The following is an 18,225-nucleotide window of genomic DNA, read 5'->3' on the forward strand; positions in this document are numbered from 1 at the left end:
CACCGCGAATACGGAACTCGCGTAGGGCGCGGTCCATACGGGCAATCGCCGCTTCTGGTGTTTGCGCGTGTGCCGTCACTTTTACCAACAAACTGTCATAATAACGCGTGATCACACCGCCCGAATAGGCCGTGCCACCATCGAGACGAATACCCATGCCCGTGGCCGAACGATAAGCGGTGATGCGGCCATAATCGGGGATAAAGTTGTTCTGTGGATCTTCCGTCGTGATGCGTGTTTGCAGCGCATGACCATTCAGGCGGATATCCTCTTGCGAGGCTTTGCCTGTCGCTTCGGCAATGCTCTTGCCTTCAGCGATTTTGATTTGCGCCTGAACGATGTCGATGCCTGTAACTTCCTCGGTCACAGTATGTTCAACCTGCACGCGCGGGTTCACTTCGATAAAGTAGAACGCGCCTGTGTCCATATCCATCAGGAACTCAACGGTGCCCGCACATTCATAATTCACATGAGCGCAAATCTTGCGGCCCAATGCGCAAATCTCATCGCGCTGCTCGTTGCTCAGATAGGGGGCAGGGGCGCGCTCAACCACCTTTTGGTTGCGCCGCTGGACCGAGCAATCGCGCTCAAACAGGTGATACATGCCGCCATGAGTGTCCCCAAGGATTTGCACCTCAACGTGGCGCGCGCGGGTGATCATCTTTTCCAGATACCCCTCGCCATTGCCAAAGGCGGCTTCCGCTTCACGGCGCCCCTCAAGGACCTTTTCCTCAACTTCGCTCTCAGCGTGGATCGGGCGCATCCCGCGACCGCCGCCGCCCCAAGACGCTTTGAGCATCAAAGGATAACCAACCTCGCCAGCCTCTTTCTTGATCGCCTCCATGTCATCGCCCAGCACTTCGGTCGCTGGAATGACAGGAACACCCGCTTCAATCGCAACGCGGCGTGCCGAGGCTTTGTCGCCAAGCGCGCGCATTGTTGCTGCCTTGGGACCGATAAATGTAATGCCGTTGGCTTCGCAGGCATCAACAAAATCGGGGTTCTCCGAGAGCAAACCGTACCCCGGATGGATCGCATCTGCGCCGCTTAACTTGGCAACACGAATGATTTCCTCAATCGACAGGTAGGCTGCAACCGGCCCCATGTCCGCGCCGATGCGGTAAGCTTCGTCCGCTTTGAATCGGTGCAAGCCAAGCTTGTCCTCTTCGGCATAAATGGCGACGGTCTTTTTTCCCATCTCATTGGCCGCACGCATAATGCGGATGGCAATTTCGCCGCGGTTGGCGATCAGGATCTTTCGGAATTCAGTCATGGCAGCGTTCCTAATGGTCAATTGAGAGGGTAGTAACCTGCTTGGAGGCGTGGCGGTATTCGTAGTACTGGGTATTGTTAGCGCTAACAAGCCTTGTCAACCCGATAGTAAATGCGCCAGCTCTTAAAAGGATGCCTCAGGTCGGGCCTAAGGATAGCGTGTTTTTACAACATCTTTCAGCGTATCAATGCCGATTTGGCCCATATTGGCCTTCAAATCCGACACGAGAATATCCGCCAAATGCTCTGGTCCCGCTTTGCCAAGCGCCCCAAGCGCGTAGTGCCAGGCGCGGCCCATCATAACGAAATCTGCGCCAAGGGCCAAAGCCCTGAGAATATCCAACCCGCCCTCAATGCCACTGTCCATAATCAATGGCAGCGCAGTTGCCGCGCGCATATCTGGCAGCACTTCAATAGGCGCGGGGGAGGCATCAAACTGACGACCCGCATGGTTGGACAGCCAGAGCGCATCAACCCCTGCTTTTTCTAACGCAGGCGCGTCTTCTGCATTCATAACGCCCTTAACAATGAAACTGCCGTCCCAGTTATCTCGTAGCCAGTTTACGTATTCCCAGTCAGGAGAGGTCCGCAGTAAATATCCGATGTGGGCCGTACTGCTTAGCCCTTCGGTTTGCCCTTTAACGTGATCAATATAGCTATCCATCAAACGCATACGCGGCATTCCGCGCCGCGCCGTTCCAAGCGCCCAAGTGGGACACCGCGCCACCTGCGCCAGCAAACGAGGCGTCAGCTTGGGTGGCTGTTGCAGCCCGCCGCGCAGCTGACGCTCGCGCCGCGATGCAACTGGCACATCGACAGTGAGCACCAAAGTCTGAAAACCTGCGGCTTTGGCGCGCTTGAGAATGTCGCGCCGTATGTCTTCATCGCGCGGTGGATACATCTGGAACCAGCCATGGGGGCCAAGATCAGGGGCAACGTCTTCCGGCGTGCGCGTGGCGACGGTGGATAATGTGTAGGGAATGCCAAGTTTGGCGGCACTTTGCGCCAGCAGATGTTCAGCATCGGGCCAAATAAGCCCCGACATGCCTACAGGTGCAATCCCGAATGGCAGCGCCATAGACTGACCAAGGAACGTTGTGCTCAGATCCGGTTCGCTCTCGCCGTGCAAGATCGAGGGCATCATGAGGATATCGTCAAGCTTGCTGCGATTGCGCGACTTGGTGGCTTCCTCGCCAGTCGCGCTATCAAGGTATTCCCAAACGAAATGCGGGATACGCTTTTTTGCTTTGCGCCGAAGATCGCTTATCGCGGGGTAAGAACTGTGTAGGTCCATGGGCTTTTGTTAGACAAATTGTGAGCATTGTCTAGCGCTAAGGCTATTTGATTTGATCGCAGCGCCATGCACACCAATGGCTCGCTTGCTACTCTGTCGCAAAAGCGCATCGTCAGACTAATTTACCTTGCAACTTAAGAACATTGCGAGAACAGGCTTGGCGGGTCCATTTGCTTAGGCTAGATAACTTGCATGAGTAGTTTTGACGAAATGGACGCCTTTGAAGGCGCTTCGCTGAGCCAGCGCGCGATGTCCGCGCGGCCCGCGCCATATCTGGACGGATTGAACGACGCACAGCGCGAAGCGGTCGAGACGCTCGACGGCCCTGTTTTGATGCTTGCGGGCGCAGGCACAGGCAAAACCAAAGCACTGACTACGCGCATTGTGCATCTGATGAACGCGGGCAAAGCGCGGCCCAATGAGATTCTGGCAGTGACCTTCACCAACAAAGCTGCACGCGAAATGAAATTGCGCGTTGGTGGCATGCTTGGGCAAAGCATCGAAGGCATGCCGTGGCTTGGAACCTTCCATTCTATCTGCGTCAAGCTCCTGCGCCGTCATGCGGAATTGGCAGGCCTCAAAAGCAATTTCACCATTTTGGATACGGACGATCAAATTCGTTTGCTCAAACAATTGCTGCGCGCAGACGGGATTGACGACAAGCGTTGGACGCCGCGTCTGCTTGCTGGTCTGATTGACGGATGGAAAAACCGCGCGCTCACGCCTGAGAAAGTGCCAAGCGCGGATGCCAGTGCGTTCAACAATCGCGGCACAGAGTTTTACGAGCAATACCAAAAACGCTTGCTTGAGCTGAACGCCGTCGATTTTGGCGATCTTTTGCTGCATGTGGTGACGATATTCCAAACCCACCAAGACGTGCTTGAGCAATATCAACGCTGGTTCCGCTACATTCTTGTGGACGAATACCAAGACACGAACGTTGCGCAATATCTCTGGCTACGGCTCCTTGCAGGGGGCCACAAGAATATCTGCTGCGTTGGCGATGACGATCAATCTATCTACGGTTGGCGCGGCGCAGAAGTCGGCAATATCCTACGGTTCGAAAAGGATTTTGAGGGCGCAAAAGTTGTGCGCCTTGAGCAAAACTACCGCTCCACGCCCCACATCCTCGCCGCCGCGTCCAATGTGATCGCTGGCAATGAGAACCGTTTGGGCAAAGGGCTTTGGACGGCCTCAGAAGACGGCGAAAAAGTCCGCCTGATTGGCCATTGGGACGGCGAAGAAGAAGCGCGCTGGATTGGCGAAAAAGTGGAAGCTTTGAGTGACGGTAGCGCGCCTGAAGCTCAAAATCGCAGAAACCCAAGATGGACCTCTTTAGAGCAATATTTTGGCCGACATGTCGATACTAGCGACGAGCATGCGTTTATTTCGATGGCGTTCAATTCAGGTAGCGTATTCACCGATATTAAGGTTCAGCAACTAGCTTTGAAATTGTTGGAGGGTGATCCGAATGCAAGGAATATGTACGCCGCGGTTAGCAGCAGCCCTATTGATAAATTTCCTCTGAATGAAATGGCAATCCTTGTACGCGCTTCGCACCAGATGCGCGCCTTTGAGGATCGCTTTCTCACCATCGGTCTGCCTTATCGCGTTATCGGCGGCCCACGGTTCTATGAGCGGATGGAAATTCGCGACGCGATGGCCTATTTCCGCGTTGTGACCTCGCCCGACGACGATCTCGCCTTCGAGCGGATCGTGAACACTCCCAAACGCGGCCTTGGCGACAAAGCCCAGCAGAAAATCCAAGTAGCCGCGCGAGAAAATGGTGTCAGCCTTGTCGAAGGCGCGCGTATTTGCGTTGAAACCAAAGCGATTGGCGGCAAGGGCGGAGCGGAGCTTGGCAAGCTAATTGATGGCATTGATCGCTGGGCAAACATGACCCGTGGACCACGTTTGGCCGTTGCAATTGAAGAAGACGCCGTGATTGATGATGATGGTCCGTTCAGCGGTCTCGTATCCAATCGCATTGAATATGGCCCGCCAGAAACCAGCCATGTGGAGCTTGCTCAAGTTATTCTGGACGAAAGCGGCTATACCGCCCATTGGCAGAACGACAAGACGCCCGAAGGGCCTGGGCGACTTGAAAACCTGAAAGAACTGGTCAAAGCGCTGGAGCAATTCGAAAACCTGCAAGGGTTTCTAGAGCATGTCAGTCTGATCATGGATAACTCACAAGATGATCAAGGCGCGAAAGTGTCGATCATGACGCTTCACGGCGCGAAGGGGCTCGAATTTCCCGCGGTCTTTTTGCCCGGTTGGGAGGACGGTCTGTTCCCGTCGCAGCGATCGATGGATGAAAGCGGGCTGAAAGGCTTAGAGGAAGAGCGCCGCCTTGCCTACGTCGGTATCACCCGCGCGGAGGAACTCTGCACAATCTCTTTCGCGGCCAATCGCATGGTGTTCGGTCAATGGCAAAATGCGCTGCCGTCTCGTTTCATTGACGAGTTGCCCGAAGATCATGTGGATGTTCTCACGCCTCCCGGTCTTTACGGTGGAAGCTACGGCGCGGCTGGCATGGGGGGCGGTGGGCGTTCTGACTTGGAGACCCGTGTTCAGGAGGCAGACGTTTACAACTCGCCAGGGTGGAAACGTTTGCAAGCGCGCAAAGAACAAAGGCCCGTAAGCCAGCCTAGCGAGAGCCGAAGCATCACAATAGATATGACAGCGACCTCTAGCTTTTCTATGGGTGAGCGGGTGTTCCATCAAAAGTTTGGCTATGGCGCTGTGATCGGGATCGAAGGGGACAAGCTCGAGATTGATTTTGAAAAGGCAGGCACGAAAAAAGTTGTGTCGCGCTTTGTTGCCGCCGCGGATGCTGCAGATGATGTGCCATTCTAAGACAAATGCGCGGCTTTATTAATCTAGATGCAACAGTTCGAAGGGCTTCAATTCAGAAAACCCTTCAAAAACCAGAAGGCTTCTGCTAATTTCAACTAGAAAGTTTACCGACTTTCAATAAAAACGCGCCAAAAGAGTGCGTAAATATAGAGGCAGTGGATCGAGCGGTTTACACCTCAAATAAGAGTTCAATACACCAATTGGTGTATTACGACGAAGTGAATTCTTCTGTCTGCGCGCTGCGCAGGCGATACGAGTAGGTGGTAGCAATGGGCAAAAAAGCAGAAGTGCAACAGCCGCAGGCACTGGCGTTTTCACACCGTCTGCGCTCTGAACATTATGTTGTTCCCAACCCGCGAGATGTGCTTGGCGCGGAAGAAACGCTTGGCACCGGCGCGATCGGGTTTCAGTTGTCTGGTAAAGGCCGACGTACCTTGTTTCGCGCCCTCCATATGGAGCGCAAAAGTAAACTGCGCTCTGCACAAGGGTAGGCGCAGGCAATGCCAATTTACACAGTAGAAGCTTTCAGGTGGACGGGAACGGGGTATAACGCACTCTATAATACGTCCTATACAGCTGCGCTTGATGATGATGACCCCAATTTTGATGGCGGCAGTGATGCAGGTGAATCCGTCTCGATCAATGGCGGCGCCGCTGGATCCACGTCAAGCAACCCTTATGCGATTAACGTTAGTTTTACCGATACGGGCGGCAACCCGCATGTCGAAACGTTCTATTTCTTTTACACAACGGCGGCTCCGTCGGGGTGGTATTTTGTACCTGCGCCAGGTTCTGAATTTACGGTTGGCGCGACCCTTGGAACTTATCAAAGCCACAGCGTCGGGTGGACCTATTCCTCGATCGTTTGCTTTGCTGAAGGTACGTTGATTGATACAGAACAGGGTCCGATGCCTGTTGAAGCGCTAGAGCCAGATATTCAGATCGCTTTGGCGGATGGAGGCTTTGCACCGCTGCGGTTGAATCTTCTGAGTCCCGTCAGTGAAGAGCAAATGCAAAGTCACCAGAACCTACGTCCCGTGCGCATTTGCGCTGGGGCGCTTGGCGATGGTTTGCCTAAACGAGATTTGTTCGTATCGCGCCAACATAGAATGCAGGTGAGTTCGGTCATCGCTGAGCGAATGTTCGGCGCGCGCAACGTACTTGTCGCGGCTATTCGATTGACGGAACTTCCTGGCGTGTTTGTTGAGGAATGCACAGATGCGCTCAACTACCACCATCTTGTGTTCGACCGTCATCAGGTCGTGTTAGCCGAAGGCGCGCCCGCTGAAAGTTTCTTCACCGGGCGAGAGGCAATTGCCGCATTGAATCCAGAGGCGCGCGGCGAAATTTTGACGCTGTTCCCGCAGTTGGCACGTAAATCCCGCACGATGCGGCCTGCACATCCGATTCCAGATCGTGCGTCGCAAAAACAATTGATTGCGCGCCACCTAAAGAACGAGAAAGCGATCCTTGCGAGCCAACACATGAGCCGAAGTGCAATGCTATCGCCGACGCGTTAGTCGGCCTTTGACCAATGAGCTAGTCCATTAAAACAAAAACGGCGATGCATGGGAGGATGCATCGCCGTTCTATGTAAGTGGGCCCATTTCTGGGAGGAAGACTGGACCCACTATGTCTGGCCCTCATCAGGACCGTGTATTTGGCGAAGCGCGGGGGAGGACCGTTCTATCGCCGGTTCAGCAAGCAAAGTTGGGAGGAACGCGCTTGCTGAAAAACCGTTTAGCTGTCGTAAGCAGCTTGATATGCAATGCGGCGGATCATTGAGCGTGCGATGCCAAGATCGGCAAGTTCACGCGATGACAATGAGCTAAGCTCGCTGAAAGTCTGGCGGAATACGGCGCGCTTTGCACGTGCTTCGGATACCTGTGCCCAAAGTGAAGCGATCTTCTCACCGAAGGAGCCTTGAGCCGCGAATGTGTCTGTTAGGAATGCCATGTGCATCTTCCTTGTAAGTCGTCTAAGTGTGTGGCGCGGCGCATTGCCGTGCTGTTGAAAACGAATATGGCGGTTATGCTGCGACTGCACAATCCTCATCTCGACAATGCTGCTATGCAGCAATTGCATACGCGACGTTGGGTCAGCCTGATGCGATGCAAGACGCCTAAAAGTGAGGCATTTTCAAAACTTTCCGATCCGCCCTTGCGCCTGCTTTCAAAGCTGCCAGTTATGAGCAAACGCTGACTGGAGGATAAGATGAGCCAAATTGAAACCGATATTCGCGATGCGCTCGCGCGTTTGGCTTTGCCGGATGGGGGTGATCTGATCAGCCGCGATATGATCCGTGCACTTAACGTTGATGAGCAAACGGTTCGATTTGTTATTGAAGCTCCAAGTCCCGAAATCGCCCAGCACATGGAACCTTTGCGCAAAGCGGCCGAGGCTGCGGTCAGCGCCGTTGCGGGCGCGCGCACAGTTTCAGCCGCGCTTACGGCTCATGCGGCTAAACCTGCGCCGCCAAGCCTAAAGATCGGCGGGCACCCTAAACCGCAGCAGGGCGGGCCAGCCAAAGTTTCTGGCGTAGATCGCATCCTTGCGATTGGCTCGGGAAAGGGCGGCGTTGGCAAGTCTACTGTTTCATCCAACCTCGCTGTGGCGCTTGCAAAGCAAGGTCGCCGCGTTGGCCTTTTGGATGCAGATATATATGGCCCATCTCAGCCTCGCATGATGGGAGTGAGCAAACGCCCCGCCAGTCCTGATGGAAAAACCATCATCCCGCTCAAGGCTCATGGCGTTACGATGATGTCTATCGGTCTTATGATGGACCCTGACAAAGCGATTGTTTGGCGTGGACCAATGCTCATGGGCGCGTTGCAGCAAATGTTTGGGCAGGTAGAGTGGGGCGATCTAGATGTTCTTATTGTCGATCTTCCGCCCGGAACAGGCGATGTGCAGTTGACGTTGTGCCAAAAGAGCCAAGTCACAGGGGCTATTGTTGTCAGCACGCCGCAAGACGTTGCTCTCTTAGATGCGCGCAAAGCGCTTGATATGTTCGCAACGTTGAAAACGCCGGTGCTTGGGCTGATCGAGAATATGTCGATGTTCACCTGTCCCGATTGTGGCTCGACCCACGAGATATTCGGAAAAGGCGGCGTTGCTGCCGAAGCGGAACGCATCAATGTGCCATTGTTGGGGGCTTTGCCGATTGATCTTGAAACGCGACTTGCGGGTGATGCGGGAACTCCGATAGCCGCGGGCGAGGGGGTCATGGCTCAAGCGTATGCTGATTTGGCGCGCGGCCTTGTCGAGGGCGGCATGGCGTAGCTTCTCTCCAATTAACTGCTCGAAAATGCAAAAGCGTTCCTGATCGGAGCGCTTTTCGCGTTTTTGAGAGCTGGAATGGGAATTCGTGGGCCATATGGGAAATCATGGCCCAGATCCTGTGAAATAGCCTGTAAAAGCCCTGTCACTCCAGAGACTCACTCGCGACTCTTCTGATTGAGCGCGATTTACACAGTGAATCTTGTGTGATTCGTAGGGGTCAGGGTGTCTCTCGGCGCGATTTTCGTAAGAGTTCGACGCCACCGTGACGATTTTTGGGAAAATATGGGAGAAAATTGAGAGAAATTTTCTTTACTACATTTAGTAGGCTGATTGCGTCATGCGCGCTACCAGTGGATCATGTTCTTGATGCGTTCTTACCATATGTTGTTTTGCGGGGTTGGCTGAAGCAACATTTAGTAAGGATTTCCCGAAAATTTCTATTGATTACCATGATTTCCCATCGTATCCCTTATTGCAGAAGATGAAGACGGGAACACAACACGGGGCACCAAACGACCCCAAAACCTAAAACAAAAAATATCCCAAGTCAGGTTTCATACAGGCACTCGCCTTCACCTTCTCAACCAGATCCGGCGCGCGAGCGAGCAGACATCCCCCCAGGTGGCGCGCGCGATCGGACACTCCCGGAAACGGGACGTCGGCGGATCAAGCAGTGGCAGCAGCTTGATCCGCCTTTAATTTTTTCGGGGGTAGGCAAAAGGGACCATTCAGCGTGTCACGCAGGTTCAGAGGCGAAAGCCACCATAAGGTGGATACAAAGGGGCGGGTCTCTATCCCAGCCTCTTTTCGTCGTGTAATCGAGCGTTCTGACCCGAATTGGACCGACGGCCTCGCACCTGAACTGGTCATCGTCTATGGTGATCACCGCCGTAATTATCTTGAGTGCTACACGATGGAAGCCATCGAAGAAGTGGACGCCAAGATAGATGCGCTCCCGCGCGGCTCTATGCAGCGTAAGATGCTACAGCGCCTTTTCCACGGTCAGTCCTTCCCGACGACAATTGACGAAACGGGCCGTTTGGTTTTGCCGGCCAAATTGCGCAACAAGATTGATCTGGAAAAAGAAGCGTTCTTTATCGCAGCTGGTGACACTTTCCAGATTTGGAAAACCGAAACATATGAAGCGGAAGAGCTGGCGCGCACGGAAGAGTGGCTGGAAGAGCTTCCAGACGATTTCGACCCGCTCGAGTTCCTCGATAGTGTCCCTTCAGCGCCAGCGGCGGAATAAATCATGGAACAGGCAACACCCTCTGCGCCTCACATTCCGGTTCTTCTGACCCCCATTCTAAACGCGGCTGATCCGATATCGGGCCACTGGCTTGATGGCACCTTTGGTGCAGGCGGGTATACACGTGCAATTCTGGATGCAGGTGCTGACAGCGTTATTGCAGTTGATCGCGATCCTTTGGCATTTGAAATGGCTGCGGATTGGGCGCAAAGCTACGGCACGCGTTTGATCCAGCAACCGGGCGTGTTTTCGGATATGGCGGAGTTCGCCAGCAATTTGGATGGCGTGGTTCTGGACCTTGGCGTGTCGTCAATGCAGCTTGATTTGGCAGAGCGTGGTTTTTCCTTCATGCGCGATGGTCCCTTGGACATGCGTATGGGGCAGGACGGTCAGAGCGCTGCGGACATCGTCAATGAATACAGCGCTGAAGAAATCGCTGAAATTCTCTACAACTATGGTGAAGAACGCGCATCGCGCCGCATTGCGCGCGCTATTTTGGAGCTGCGTGAAACCACTCCGATTACGACGACTTTGCAGCTTGCCGACTTGATTGAAAAATGCCTACCGCGCAAAAAAACGGGGCAAAGCCATCCTGCAACGCGCAGCTTTCAAGCACTGCGCATTGCGGTGAATAATGAATATGGCGAATTGTATCAGGGCCTTATGGCTGCCGAGCAAGTGCTTGCACCCGGTGGGTTGCTCGCCATTGTGACCTTCCATTCGGTAGAAGATCGCATGGCAAAGCGTTTCTTGCAGTCGCGCGCAGGCACGACGGGCAATGCCAACCGCTTTGCACCGGAATTGCAGACCGAAAAACCCGCGTTCGAATTGCTTGGACGCAAAGCCATTTCCGCCAGTGAAGATGAACTTGCGCATAATCCTCGTGCACGTTCCGCCAAACTGCGCCTTGCGCGCCGCACAGATGCGCCCGCTGGCCGCATTGATGCGAAATCGCTCGGTATGCCAATGTTAAGAAGGGATCGTTAAATGCGTTCGATGCTTTATATAGTGACTGCCCTTTGCGTTATCGGACTGGCCTTTTGGGCCTACCGCGAGAACTATCAAACGCAATCTGAAATTGCCCGTGTGGAAAAAATCAATAAAGAGATTGGCGCAGCGCGTGAGCGGCTTACAGTTTTGCGCGCCGAATGGGCTTATCTCAATCGCCCCGATCGCCTGCGCGATTTGACGGAAGTGAATTTCGAGCGTTTGGGCCTGTTGCCTTTGCGCCCCGATCAATTTGGCAAAGTGGATCAGGTGGCCTTTCCACCAGAGCCGGAACCCGAATTGATCATTACCAACACTGTTGATGTTTCAGGTCTCAATGGCGCAGATGAAACTGTCACCCGTCGCGACGGAACCTTCCCATGATCCGAACACCGCTTCGCCCGCTCGCTCGCATTCTTGAGGCAAGGGCGAGTGGAGAAAATCCGGACGCAATCGAGCGCGAAAACCTGCGCATTCGGCACGAACAAATGCGCGATCAATCGCGCAATCGCGCAGAGGGCAGGTTGCTTATCCTGTCGGTCATCTTTTTTTGTGCGTTTGGCGTTATCGGCGCGCGCATGGGTGTGTTGGCCGCGAGCGAGCCGGCCGAGCCGCGCGCAGCAAGCTCGAGCGCTGCAATCCAAGCGCAGCGCGCTGACATCACCGATCGCCATGGCCGTATTCTGGCGACCAACTTCGAAACCCATTCACTCTATGCGCAGCCTTTGCAAATGGTTGACAAAGAGCGCGTCGCAGCAGAGCTCGCAGCGATTTTTCCAGACTTGGAACGCGAAAAGCTGCTTAAGAGTTTCACGGGCAAACGTAAATTTCTGTGGATCAAGAAGAAGTTAAGCCCCGAGCAGAAACAGGCCGTGCACGATATTGGTGATCCTGGCCTATTGTTCGGCCCGCGCGAGATGCGTCTCTATCCAAACGGCAAACTCGCCGCGCATGTCTTGGGCGGTGCAAGCTTTGGCCGCGAAGGGGTGCATGCTGCCGAAGTGATCGGTGTGGCCGGTGTTGAAAAATTCTACGACGAAAGACTGCGCGATCCTGCGAGCGCTCCGCTCGCGCTTTCGCTTGATTTAACGGTTCAGGCCGCTGCTGAAGAAGTTCTCTATGGCGGTATGAAGTTGATGAATGCCAAAGGGGCCGCTTCGGTCCTGATGGACGTTCATACGGGCGAAATTATCTCAATCGTGAGCCTACCTGACTTTGATCCGAACGCGCGCCCGAGCCCTTTGACCGAAGGCGATGCCTCTGATAGCCCGCTTTTCAATCGCTCGGTGCAGGGCGTGTACGAGCTTGGCTCTGCTTACAAGATTTTCACTGCCGCGCAGGCGATGGATCTGAATCTTGTGAATCATCAAACCATGATCGACACAGGCAAAGCCCTGCGCGTCGGCGGCTTTAATATTGGTGAGTTCAAAAAGAAAAACTACGGCACGCTCAGCGTTGCAGACATTATTGTAAAAAGCTCCAACCGTGGAACCGGGCGAATGGCCCTGCAAATCGGCGTGAAACGGCAAAAGGAATTTATGAAGGCAATGGGCTTCATGGATTACACACCGCTAGAGATCGTCGAAGCAAAGGGCGGCAAGCCGCTCTATCCAGAGCGGTGGACTGATCTGAGTGCTGTGACGATTTCCTATGGCCACGGACTGTCGAATTCACCGCTTCATCTGGCGGCAGGCTACGCGGCAATCGCCAACGGTGGACGCTACATCGCGCCAACAATCGTTAAACGCGAGCAGGCACCCGCAGGCACACGCGTCATGCGCGAAGATACGGCAAGATATGCGCGTGACATGCTGCGTAAAGTGGTCACAGAAGGCACTGCCAGCTTTGGCGAGGTGCAGGGCTATGCGGTTGGCGGCAAAACCGGAACGGCCGATAAACCCAAACCACGTGGCGGGTATTACAAGCAAAAGGTTATCGCGACTTTTGCGTCGCTTTTCCCTGCACATGACCCCAAATACGTGCTTGTTGTCACGCTAGATGAACCGGTCGAAACCTCTGGTGCAAAACCGCGCCGAACTGCGGGATGGACTGCGGTTCCTGTAGCGGCTGAGATGATTGGCCGCGTCGCGCCGCTCTTGGGGTTAAGACCAGAGATTGAACCGGGTGAATTGGCTGGTATAACGCTCACATCGAATTGAGGGGTGCGCGAGTGCGCGCGCTACAAGATGTAGGGGCAGGCCATGGCAGCATCTAAGACTTTGCAACAGCTCGGATTGACCGCGGCAGAGGCAAGAAATCCAGAAATTTTCGGACTGGCGGTTGATAGCCGCGAGGTGAAAAAGGGCTTTTTGTTTGCGGCGTTGCCCGGCTCCAAAGTGCATGGCGGAGAGTTTATCCAATACGCTTTGCGCATGGGCGCAAGTGCGGTCCTGACCGATGCTGTTGGCGCTGAAATCGCCGCTGACGAGTTGGCCGCGAATGACGCCGCGCTCATCGTAACCGATGATCCTCGCAGTGCATTGGCCTTTGCGTCGGCGCTTTGGTTCGGGGGCCAGCCGCAGGTTATGACGGCAGTCACAGGAACCAACGGGAAAACCTCGGTTAGCACTTTTGTGCGTCAAATCTGGAATTTGCTAGATCTGGAAGCGGTTAATCTTGGAACCACAGGTGTTGAAGGCAGCATGCACCTTCCGTTGGCCCATACGACACCGGAGCCGATCACGCTGCACCGCGCGCTTGCAAAAATCGCGCGCGAGGGCATCAGCCATGCGGCGATGGAAGCCTCCTCGCACGGGCTGGATCAGCGCCGCATGGACGGTGTGAACCTTGCGGCAGCAGGGTTCACCAATTTCACTCAGGATCATTTGGACTATCACGGCACGTTTGAAGCCTATTTCGAGGCCAAGATGGGTCTGTTCACGCGCGTTTTGCACGATGATGGGGTCGCGGTGGTGAACCTTGATGATCCCAAAGGCGCAGAAGTTGCGATGATCGCGCAGGGTCATGGCCACGAGTTGATCGGCGTTGGCAAAGACCCCGAAGCGGACCTTTGCCTGCTTGGTCAGCGCTTTGATGGCACGGGCCAAGACCTGTTGTTCAAGTGGCACGACCGCCCGTTCCAAGCCCGTCTGAACTTGATCGGTGGTTTTCAGGCGGAAAATGTCTTGCTCGCTGCTGGCTTGGTCATCGCCTGCGGAGAAGAGCCTGCGCGCGTGTTCGACACGCTTGGCGATCTGGAAACCGTACATGGGCGTATGCAACTTGCTGCAACGCGCTCAAACGGAGCTTCGGTCTTTGTTGACTATGCCCATACGCCCGACGCTGTTGAAACCGCACTAAAGGCGATGCGCCCTCATGTGATGGGCCGCCTCGTGGCGCTGATCGGCGCTGGCGGGGATCGCGATACGAGCAAGCGCCCTTTGATGGGACAAGCGGCCGCTGAAAACGCGGACTTGGTCTTCGTGACTGACGATAACCCGCGATCCGAAGATCCCGCATTGATCCGCGCAGCTGTTATGGGCGGCGCTCCCGAGGCGATCGAAGTTGCTGACCGCGCCGAAGCAATCCTGCGCGCTGTTGATGCGCTCGGTCCGGGGGATGCGCTGTTGATCGCAGGCAAGGGCCATGAAACGGGCCAAATCGTGGGCGACACGGTGTTTCCATTTGATGATTGCGAACAAGCAAGCGTGGCCGTCGCTGCGTTGGAAGGAGAAGGCGCATGAGCCTTTGGACAGCATCCGAGGCGGCCGCTGCAACAGGTGGGGCAGCAATCGGCGACTGGACCGTGAATGGTATTTCCATCGACACGCGCACGATTGAAGTGGGCGATCTTTTCGTGGCTCTGAAAGCCGCGCGCGATGGGCACGATTTTGTGGCGCAGGCCCTAAGCAAAGGGGCAGGGGCTGCGTTGGTCACCCATGTGCCCGATGACGTTGCAGCTGATGCGCCACTTTTGATCGTTGACGATGTGCTCGCAGCGTTGGAAGACTTGGGCCGCGCTGGCCGCGCACGCACAGATGCGCGCGTCGTTGCGATCACCGGCTCGGTTGGAAAAACGTCAACCAAGGAAATGCTGCGCGACGTGCTAAGCGCGCAAGGACGCACCCATGCTTCGGTCGCAAGCTACAATAATCATTGGGGGGTGCCTCTGACATTGGCGCGCATGCCTGCCGATACCGAATTTGCCGTGATCGAAATCGGGATGAACCACCCCGGCGAAATCGCGCCGCTTGCCCGCATGGCACGTCCGCATGTGGCGATGATCACAACAGTTGCTGCTGCGCATCTGGAAGCCTTTGAAAACATCGAAGGCATCGCCGCTGAAAAAGCCGCGATCCTGGACGGGTTGGAATCTGAAGGCGTTGCCGTTCTAAACGGCGATATCGACACGGTTGATGTCTTGAGGCAGGCCGCATCAAAGCACGGACTTGAGCCTATTTGGTTTGGCGAAAGCGCACAGGAATACACGCTGGAAAAAGTGGTGTTGAAAGGCAATACAACCGTTGTTCAAGCCAATGCCAATGGCGCGTCACTCCTCTTTAAGGTGCAAAGCGCAGGCAAGCATTTTGCGATGAACGGGCTCGGGGCGCTTGCCAGTGCTGAGGCGCTTGGCGCTGACCTTGCGCTCGCTGCGCACTCAATCGCCAACTGGAGCCCATTCACGGGGCGCGGCGCGCGTGAGATCATTGCGCTTGATCCAGCGGATAATCGAATGACGCTAGAGCTGATTGACGACGCGTATAATGCAAATCCGACATCACTTCGCGCAGCGCTTGATGTGCTTGCGGCAGCGGAGGTGAGCCATGATATCGGCCGGGTCTCCAAGGGACGCCGCATCGCCTATCTCGGCGATATGAAAGAGCTAGGCGAGGATGAAAACGCGATGCACGCCGCAATCGCCGCCTTGCCGAGTGTGCGTGATATCGACGTGATCCACTGCGTCGGCCCTCTCATGCGTCACTGCTACGAGGCGCTGCCAGAGGCCAAGCGAGGCCATTGGTGCGAAAGCAGCTCAGAAATGGCAAGCCATGTGGGCCGAGACCTCGACGCAGGCGATGTTGTGCTTGCCAAAGGCTCTTTGTCGATGGGTCTGGCGCGCGTGGTGGACGCGGTTCGAAAATTGGGCCATACGGCCAACAAAGACGCCGAAAAGGACGATGTGTAAATGCTATATTGGTTAACCGCTCTCTCTGACGGAGGCGATTTCTTCAACCTCTTTCGCTACATCACCTTTCGCGCAGGCGGGGCGTTTTTGACGGCGCTTATCTTTGGTTTTGTCTTCGGAAAGCCGCTGATCAACGTGTTGCGCCGCAAGCAAGGCAAAGGCCAACCCATCCGCGATGATGGCCCCGAGGGTCATTTCGTCAAGGCGGGAACCCCTACAATGGGCGGGCTTCTGATCGTGGGCGCTTTGCTCACGTCAACGTTGCTTTGGGCGCGTTTGGACAATCCGTTTGTTCTGATTTGCCTTTTTGTTACAATGGCTTATGGCGCGATTGGTTTCGCGGATGACTACGCGAAGGTTTCCAAACAGAACACCGCTGGCGTTTCGGGCAAAATCCGCCTTTTGCTTGGTTTCCTGATTGCAGGTATCGCTGGCTACTGGGCCGCGCAATATCACCCTGTGGAGCTGCAAAACCAACTGGCGCTGCCGATTTTCAAGGACACGCTGATCAACCTTGGCTACCTCTTTGTGCCCTTCGCGGTCATCGTGATCGTTGGTGCGGCGAACTCTGTTAACCTTACCGACGGCCTCGATGGCCTTGCGATTATGCCGGTGATGATCGCCTCTGGCTCGCTCGGCATAATCGCCTATGCGGTGGGCCGCGTCGATTTCACCGAATATCTGGACGTGCATTATGTGCCGGGCACAGGTGAAATCCTGATTTTCACCGCTGGCATCTTTGGCGGTGGCCTTGGCTTTTTGTGGTACAACGCGCCCCCCGCGGCGGTCTTCATGGGCGACACAGGATCGCTCGCGCTTGGCGGCGCTTTGGGCGCAATTGCGGTCTCGACGAAACACGAATTGGTGCTGGCGATCATCGGCGGGTTGTTCGTGGTCGAGGCGCTCTCGGTGATCATCCAAGTGCTCTACTTCAAGCGTACAGGCAAACGCGTCTTCCTGATGGCGCCGATCCATCACCACTACGAGAAAAAGGGCTGGGCCGAGCCGACAATCGTGATCCGTTTCTGGATCATCTCGCTGATCTTGGCGATGATCGGCCTCGCGACCCTCAAGGTACGTTAAAAGTAGGGTGCGTGGTCACCACGCACCTTACGTTTTTGTTGCACTACAGTTCATTCTGACATCGCTCGGGGGAACCCCCGAGCATCCCCCGACCTCCCCCACGGGAGGGGGATAAACCCCCACTCTCGGTCGGGGAATGCTCTTTCCAAATCACGTAACACGGGTATGCTGACATCTAGGGCAAGAGTAGGTGGTAAACATGGAGTGGGTTTTATCAATATTAGCTGAGTATGGTACGGAGCTAGGTGGCGGCGCTGCGGTTTTAGCCATTGTGGAAACCGTATTTAAGCCATTTCGCAAGTTGTTTGGTCGAACAGAAACGGTGAAGCTGGACAAAGAAAGCATCAAAGCCGTTGCTCCAGTCGAGGCAAAGACAACAGCAACATTAGAAGTGCATGAGTTCATCGCCATCCGCCGCGAAATGAAAGCGGACTTGGAGCAGGAACTCGCCGCTGCCCACGAGGATGAAAAATCGGACCTACGCGCGCGCATCGCTGAAATGGAAGCGCAGATCGCCGATCCTGACGACGCCCTTGCCGAGGCGCAAAAAACCATCGCCGATCTAACAGATCGTCTCTCCCACATGGGCAATGACATCGGCGGTGACAGGTTGGCTGAAGCACAAAACGCCCTCGCGAGACTCGACTTCTCCGTCGCAGATGACATTTTTGCCGAAGTTGAAGAACGCCACAAACTCGAAGTCCAACAAGCCGCCCGCGCTGCCTTTGGTCGTGGTGAAGTGGCAGAGGCCGAGATTCGCTGGCACGACGCTGCAGAGCATTACGCTCGCGCAGCGCGGCTTGATCCGAGTTTTGAAACGTTGAAGAAAGCAAGAGAATTCTCTTGGCGCGCAGGAGATTTCGCGTCAGCGCTGCGTCTCGGCGAAGATTTGGTAAGGCAAGCCCGCGCGAAGGAAGATCAAGAAAAACTTGCAACGGCGCTAAATGATCACGCGTTAACTTTAGGTGCGCAGGGCCACTATGAGCAGGCAGAGGGTCTCTACCGCGAGGCGCTTTTGATTGATGAAAAGACGATAGGTACGGAGCATCCGAACTATGCCATCCGCCTGAACAA

15 protein-coding genes are annotated in these 18,225 nt (G+C 55.1%); 12 read left to right on the forward strand and 3 right to left on the reverse strand.

Going from position 1 to position 18,225, the window contains the following annotated elements:
- Together ACRBCU_RS13625 and ACRBCU_RS13630 are read right to left on the reverse strand one after the other, a co-directional pair.
- Positions 1-1,273, reverse strand: a 1,273-nt coding sequence (locus ACRBCU_RS13625) for a biotin carboxylase N-terminal domain-containing protein (protein WP_431365940.1), incomplete at its 3' end; no start/stop codon positions are given.
- Positions 1,274-1,420: 147 nt separating this feature from the next.
- Positions 1,421-2,566, reverse strand: a complete 1,146-nt coding sequence (locus tag ACRBCU_RS13630; protein WP_431365941.1) for an alpha-hydroxy acid oxidase — start codon at positions 2,564-2,566, stop codon at positions 1,421-1,423.
- A gap of 192 nt (positions 2,567-2,758) precedes the next feature.
- Here ACRBCU_RS13630 and ACRBCU_RS13635 point away from each other — a divergent pair, with 192 nt between their 5' ends.
- From ACRBCU_RS13635 to ACRBCU_RS13645, 3 genes are all read left to right on the forward strand, one after another.
- Positions 2,759-5,425: an ATP-dependent helicase gene (locus ACRBCU_RS13635; RefSeq protein WP_431365942.1), complete on the forward strand. Its 2,667-nt coding sequence runs from the start codon at positions 2,759-2,761 to the stop codon at positions 5,423-5,425.
- A gap of 269 nt (positions 5,426-5,694) precedes the next feature.
- A complete protein-coding gene (locus ACRBCU_RS13640; protein WP_431365943.1) occupies positions 5,695-5,916 on the forward strand; it encodes a hypothetical protein in 222 nt (73 codons plus the stop codon).
- Positions 5,917-5,925: 9 nt separating this feature from the next.
- The gene (locus ACRBCU_RS13645) at positions 5,926-6,945 is read left to right on the forward strand and encodes a Hint domain-containing protein (protein WP_431365944.1); all 1,020 of its coding nucleotides are present in this window, start codon (positions 5,926-5,928) and stop codon (positions 6,943-6,945) included.
- Positions 6,946-7,165: 220 nt separating this feature from the next.
- Here the strand turns inward: ACRBCU_RS13645 and ACRBCU_RS13650 are convergent, their stop codons facing one another.
- The gene (locus ACRBCU_RS13650; RefSeq protein WP_431365945.1) at positions 7,166-7,381 is read right to left on the reverse strand and encodes a DUF1127 domain-containing protein; all 216 of its coding nucleotides are present in this window, start codon (positions 7,379-7,381) and stop codon (positions 7,166-7,168) included.
- Between the two features lie 258 nt (positions 7,382-7,639).
- On the opposite strand from ACRBCU_RS13650, the gene ACRBCU_RS13655 reads away from it, so the two are divergent.
- The 9 genes from ACRBCU_RS13655 to ACRBCU_RS13695 form a co-directional block, all read left to right on the forward strand.
- Positions 7,640-8,707 carry a P-loop NTPase gene (locus ACRBCU_RS13655; protein ID WP_431365946.1) on the forward strand — a complete coding sequence of 356 codons (1,068 nt, stop codon included), beginning with the start codon at positions 7,640-7,642 and terminating at the stop codon, positions 8,705-8,707.
- Between the two features lie 733 nt (positions 8,708-9,440).
- Entirely contained in the window at positions 9,441-9,956 is a 516-nt protein-coding gene (gene mraZ / locus ACRBCU_RS13660; RefSeq protein ID WP_431365947.1) for a division/cell wall cluster transcriptional repressor MraZ, read from the forward strand.
- Positions 9,957-9,959: 3 nt separating this feature from the next.
- Positions 9,960-10,943: a 16S rRNA (cytosine(1402)-N(4))-methyltransferase RsmH gene (gene rsmH / locus ACRBCU_RS13665; RefSeq protein WP_431365948.1), complete on the forward strand. Its 984-nt coding sequence runs from the start codon at positions 9,960-9,962 to the stop codon at positions 10,941-10,943.
- Positions 10,944-11,327, forward strand: a complete 384-nt coding sequence (ftsL, locus tag ACRBCU_RS13670) for a cell division protein FtsL (RefSeq protein WP_431365949.1) — start codon at positions 10,944-10,946, stop codon at positions 11,325-11,327.
- Complete coding sequence (locus tag ACRBCU_RS13675) at positions 11,324-13,102, forward strand: peptidoglycan D,D-transpeptidase FtsI family protein (protein ID WP_431365950.1); 1,779 nt, start codon at positions 11,324-11,326, stop codon at positions 13,100-13,102. The genes ftsL and ACRBCU_RS13675 overlap by 4 nt, the downstream gene beginning before the upstream one ends.
- Before the next feature lie 42 nt (positions 13,103-13,144).
- Entirely contained in the window at positions 13,145-14,626 is a 1,482-nt protein-coding gene (locus ACRBCU_RS13680) for a UDP-N-acetylmuramoyl-L-alanyl-D-glutamate--2,6-diaminopimelate ligase (protein WP_431365951.1), read from the forward strand.
- The gene (locus ACRBCU_RS13685; RefSeq protein ID WP_431365952.1) at positions 14,623-16,068 is read left to right on the forward strand and encodes a UDP-N-acetylmuramoyl-tripeptide--D-alanyl-D-alanine ligase; all 1,446 of its coding nucleotides are present in this window, start codon (positions 14,623-14,625) and stop codon (positions 16,066-16,068) included. Before ACRBCU_RS13680 ends, ACRBCU_RS13685 begins: the two co-directional genes overlap by 4 nt.
- On the forward strand, positions 16,069-17,151 hold the full coding sequence (gene mraY, locus ACRBCU_RS13690; RefSeq protein ID WP_431365953.1) for a phospho-N-acetylmuramoyl-pentapeptide-transferase: 1,083 nt from the start codon (positions 16,069-16,071) through the stop codon (positions 17,149-17,151). It begins immediately after the preceding gene.
- Between the two features lie 199 nt (positions 17,152-17,350).
- A partial coding sequence (locus tag ACRBCU_RS13695; protein ID WP_431365954.1) for a tetratricopeptide repeat protein occupies positions 17,351-18,225 on the forward strand: 875 nt, incomplete at its 3' end.

Origin of the sequence: Planktotalea sp. (genome assembly GCF_050633725.1) — a bacterium.
Classification (GTDB): domain Bacteria; phylum Pseudomonadota; class Alphaproteobacteria; order Rhodobacterales; family Rhodobacteraceae; genus Planktotalea.

Coding starts and splice junctions, on each gene's coding strand:
- ACRBCU_RS13675 (WP_431365950.1), top strand. CDS start 11,324: ATGATCCGAACACCGCTTCGCCCGCTCGCTCGCATTCTTGAGGCAAGG.
- ACRBCU_RS13650 (WP_431365945.1), bottom strand. CDS start 7,381: ATGGCATTCCTAACAGACACATTCGCGGCTCAAGGCTCCTTCGGTGAG.
- ftsL (WP_431365949.1), top strand. CDS start 10,944: ATGCGTTCGATGCTTTATATAGTGACTGCCCTTTGCGTTATCGGACTG.
- ACRBCU_RS13630 (WP_431365941.1), bottom strand. CDS start 2,566: ATGGACCTACACAGTTCTTACCCCGCGATAAGCGATCTTCGGCGCAAA.
- ACRBCU_RS13640 (WP_431365943.1), top strand. CDS start 5,695: ATGGGCAAAAAAGCAGAAGTGCAACAGCCGCAGGCACTGGCGTTTTCA.
- ACRBCU_RS13655 (WP_431365946.1), top strand. CDS start 7,640: ATGAGCCAAATTGAAACCGATATTCGCGATGCGCTCGCGCGTTTGGCT.
- ACRBCU_RS13645 (WP_431365944.1), top strand. CDS start 5,926: ATGCCAATTTACACAGTAGAAGCTTTCAGGTGGACGGGAACGGGGTAT.
- ACRBCU_RS13680 (WP_431365951.1), top strand. CDS start 13,145: ATGGCAGCATCTAAGACTTTGCAACAGCTCGGATTGACCGCGGCAGAG.
- rsmH (WP_431365948.1), top strand. CDS start 9,960: ATGGAACAGGCAACACCCTCTGCGCCTCACATTCCGGTTCTTCTGACC.
- ACRBCU_RS13635 (WP_431365942.1), top strand. CDS start 2,759: ATGAGTAGTTTTGACGAAATGGACGCCTTTGAAGGCGCTTCGCTGAGC.
- ACRBCU_RS13685 (WP_431365952.1), top strand. CDS start 14,623: ATGAGCCTTTGGACAGCATCCGAGGCGGCCGCTGCAACAGGTGGGGCA.
- mraY (WP_431365953.1), top strand. CDS start 16,069: ATGCTATATTGGTTAACCGCTCTCTCTGACGGAGGCGATTTCTTCAAC.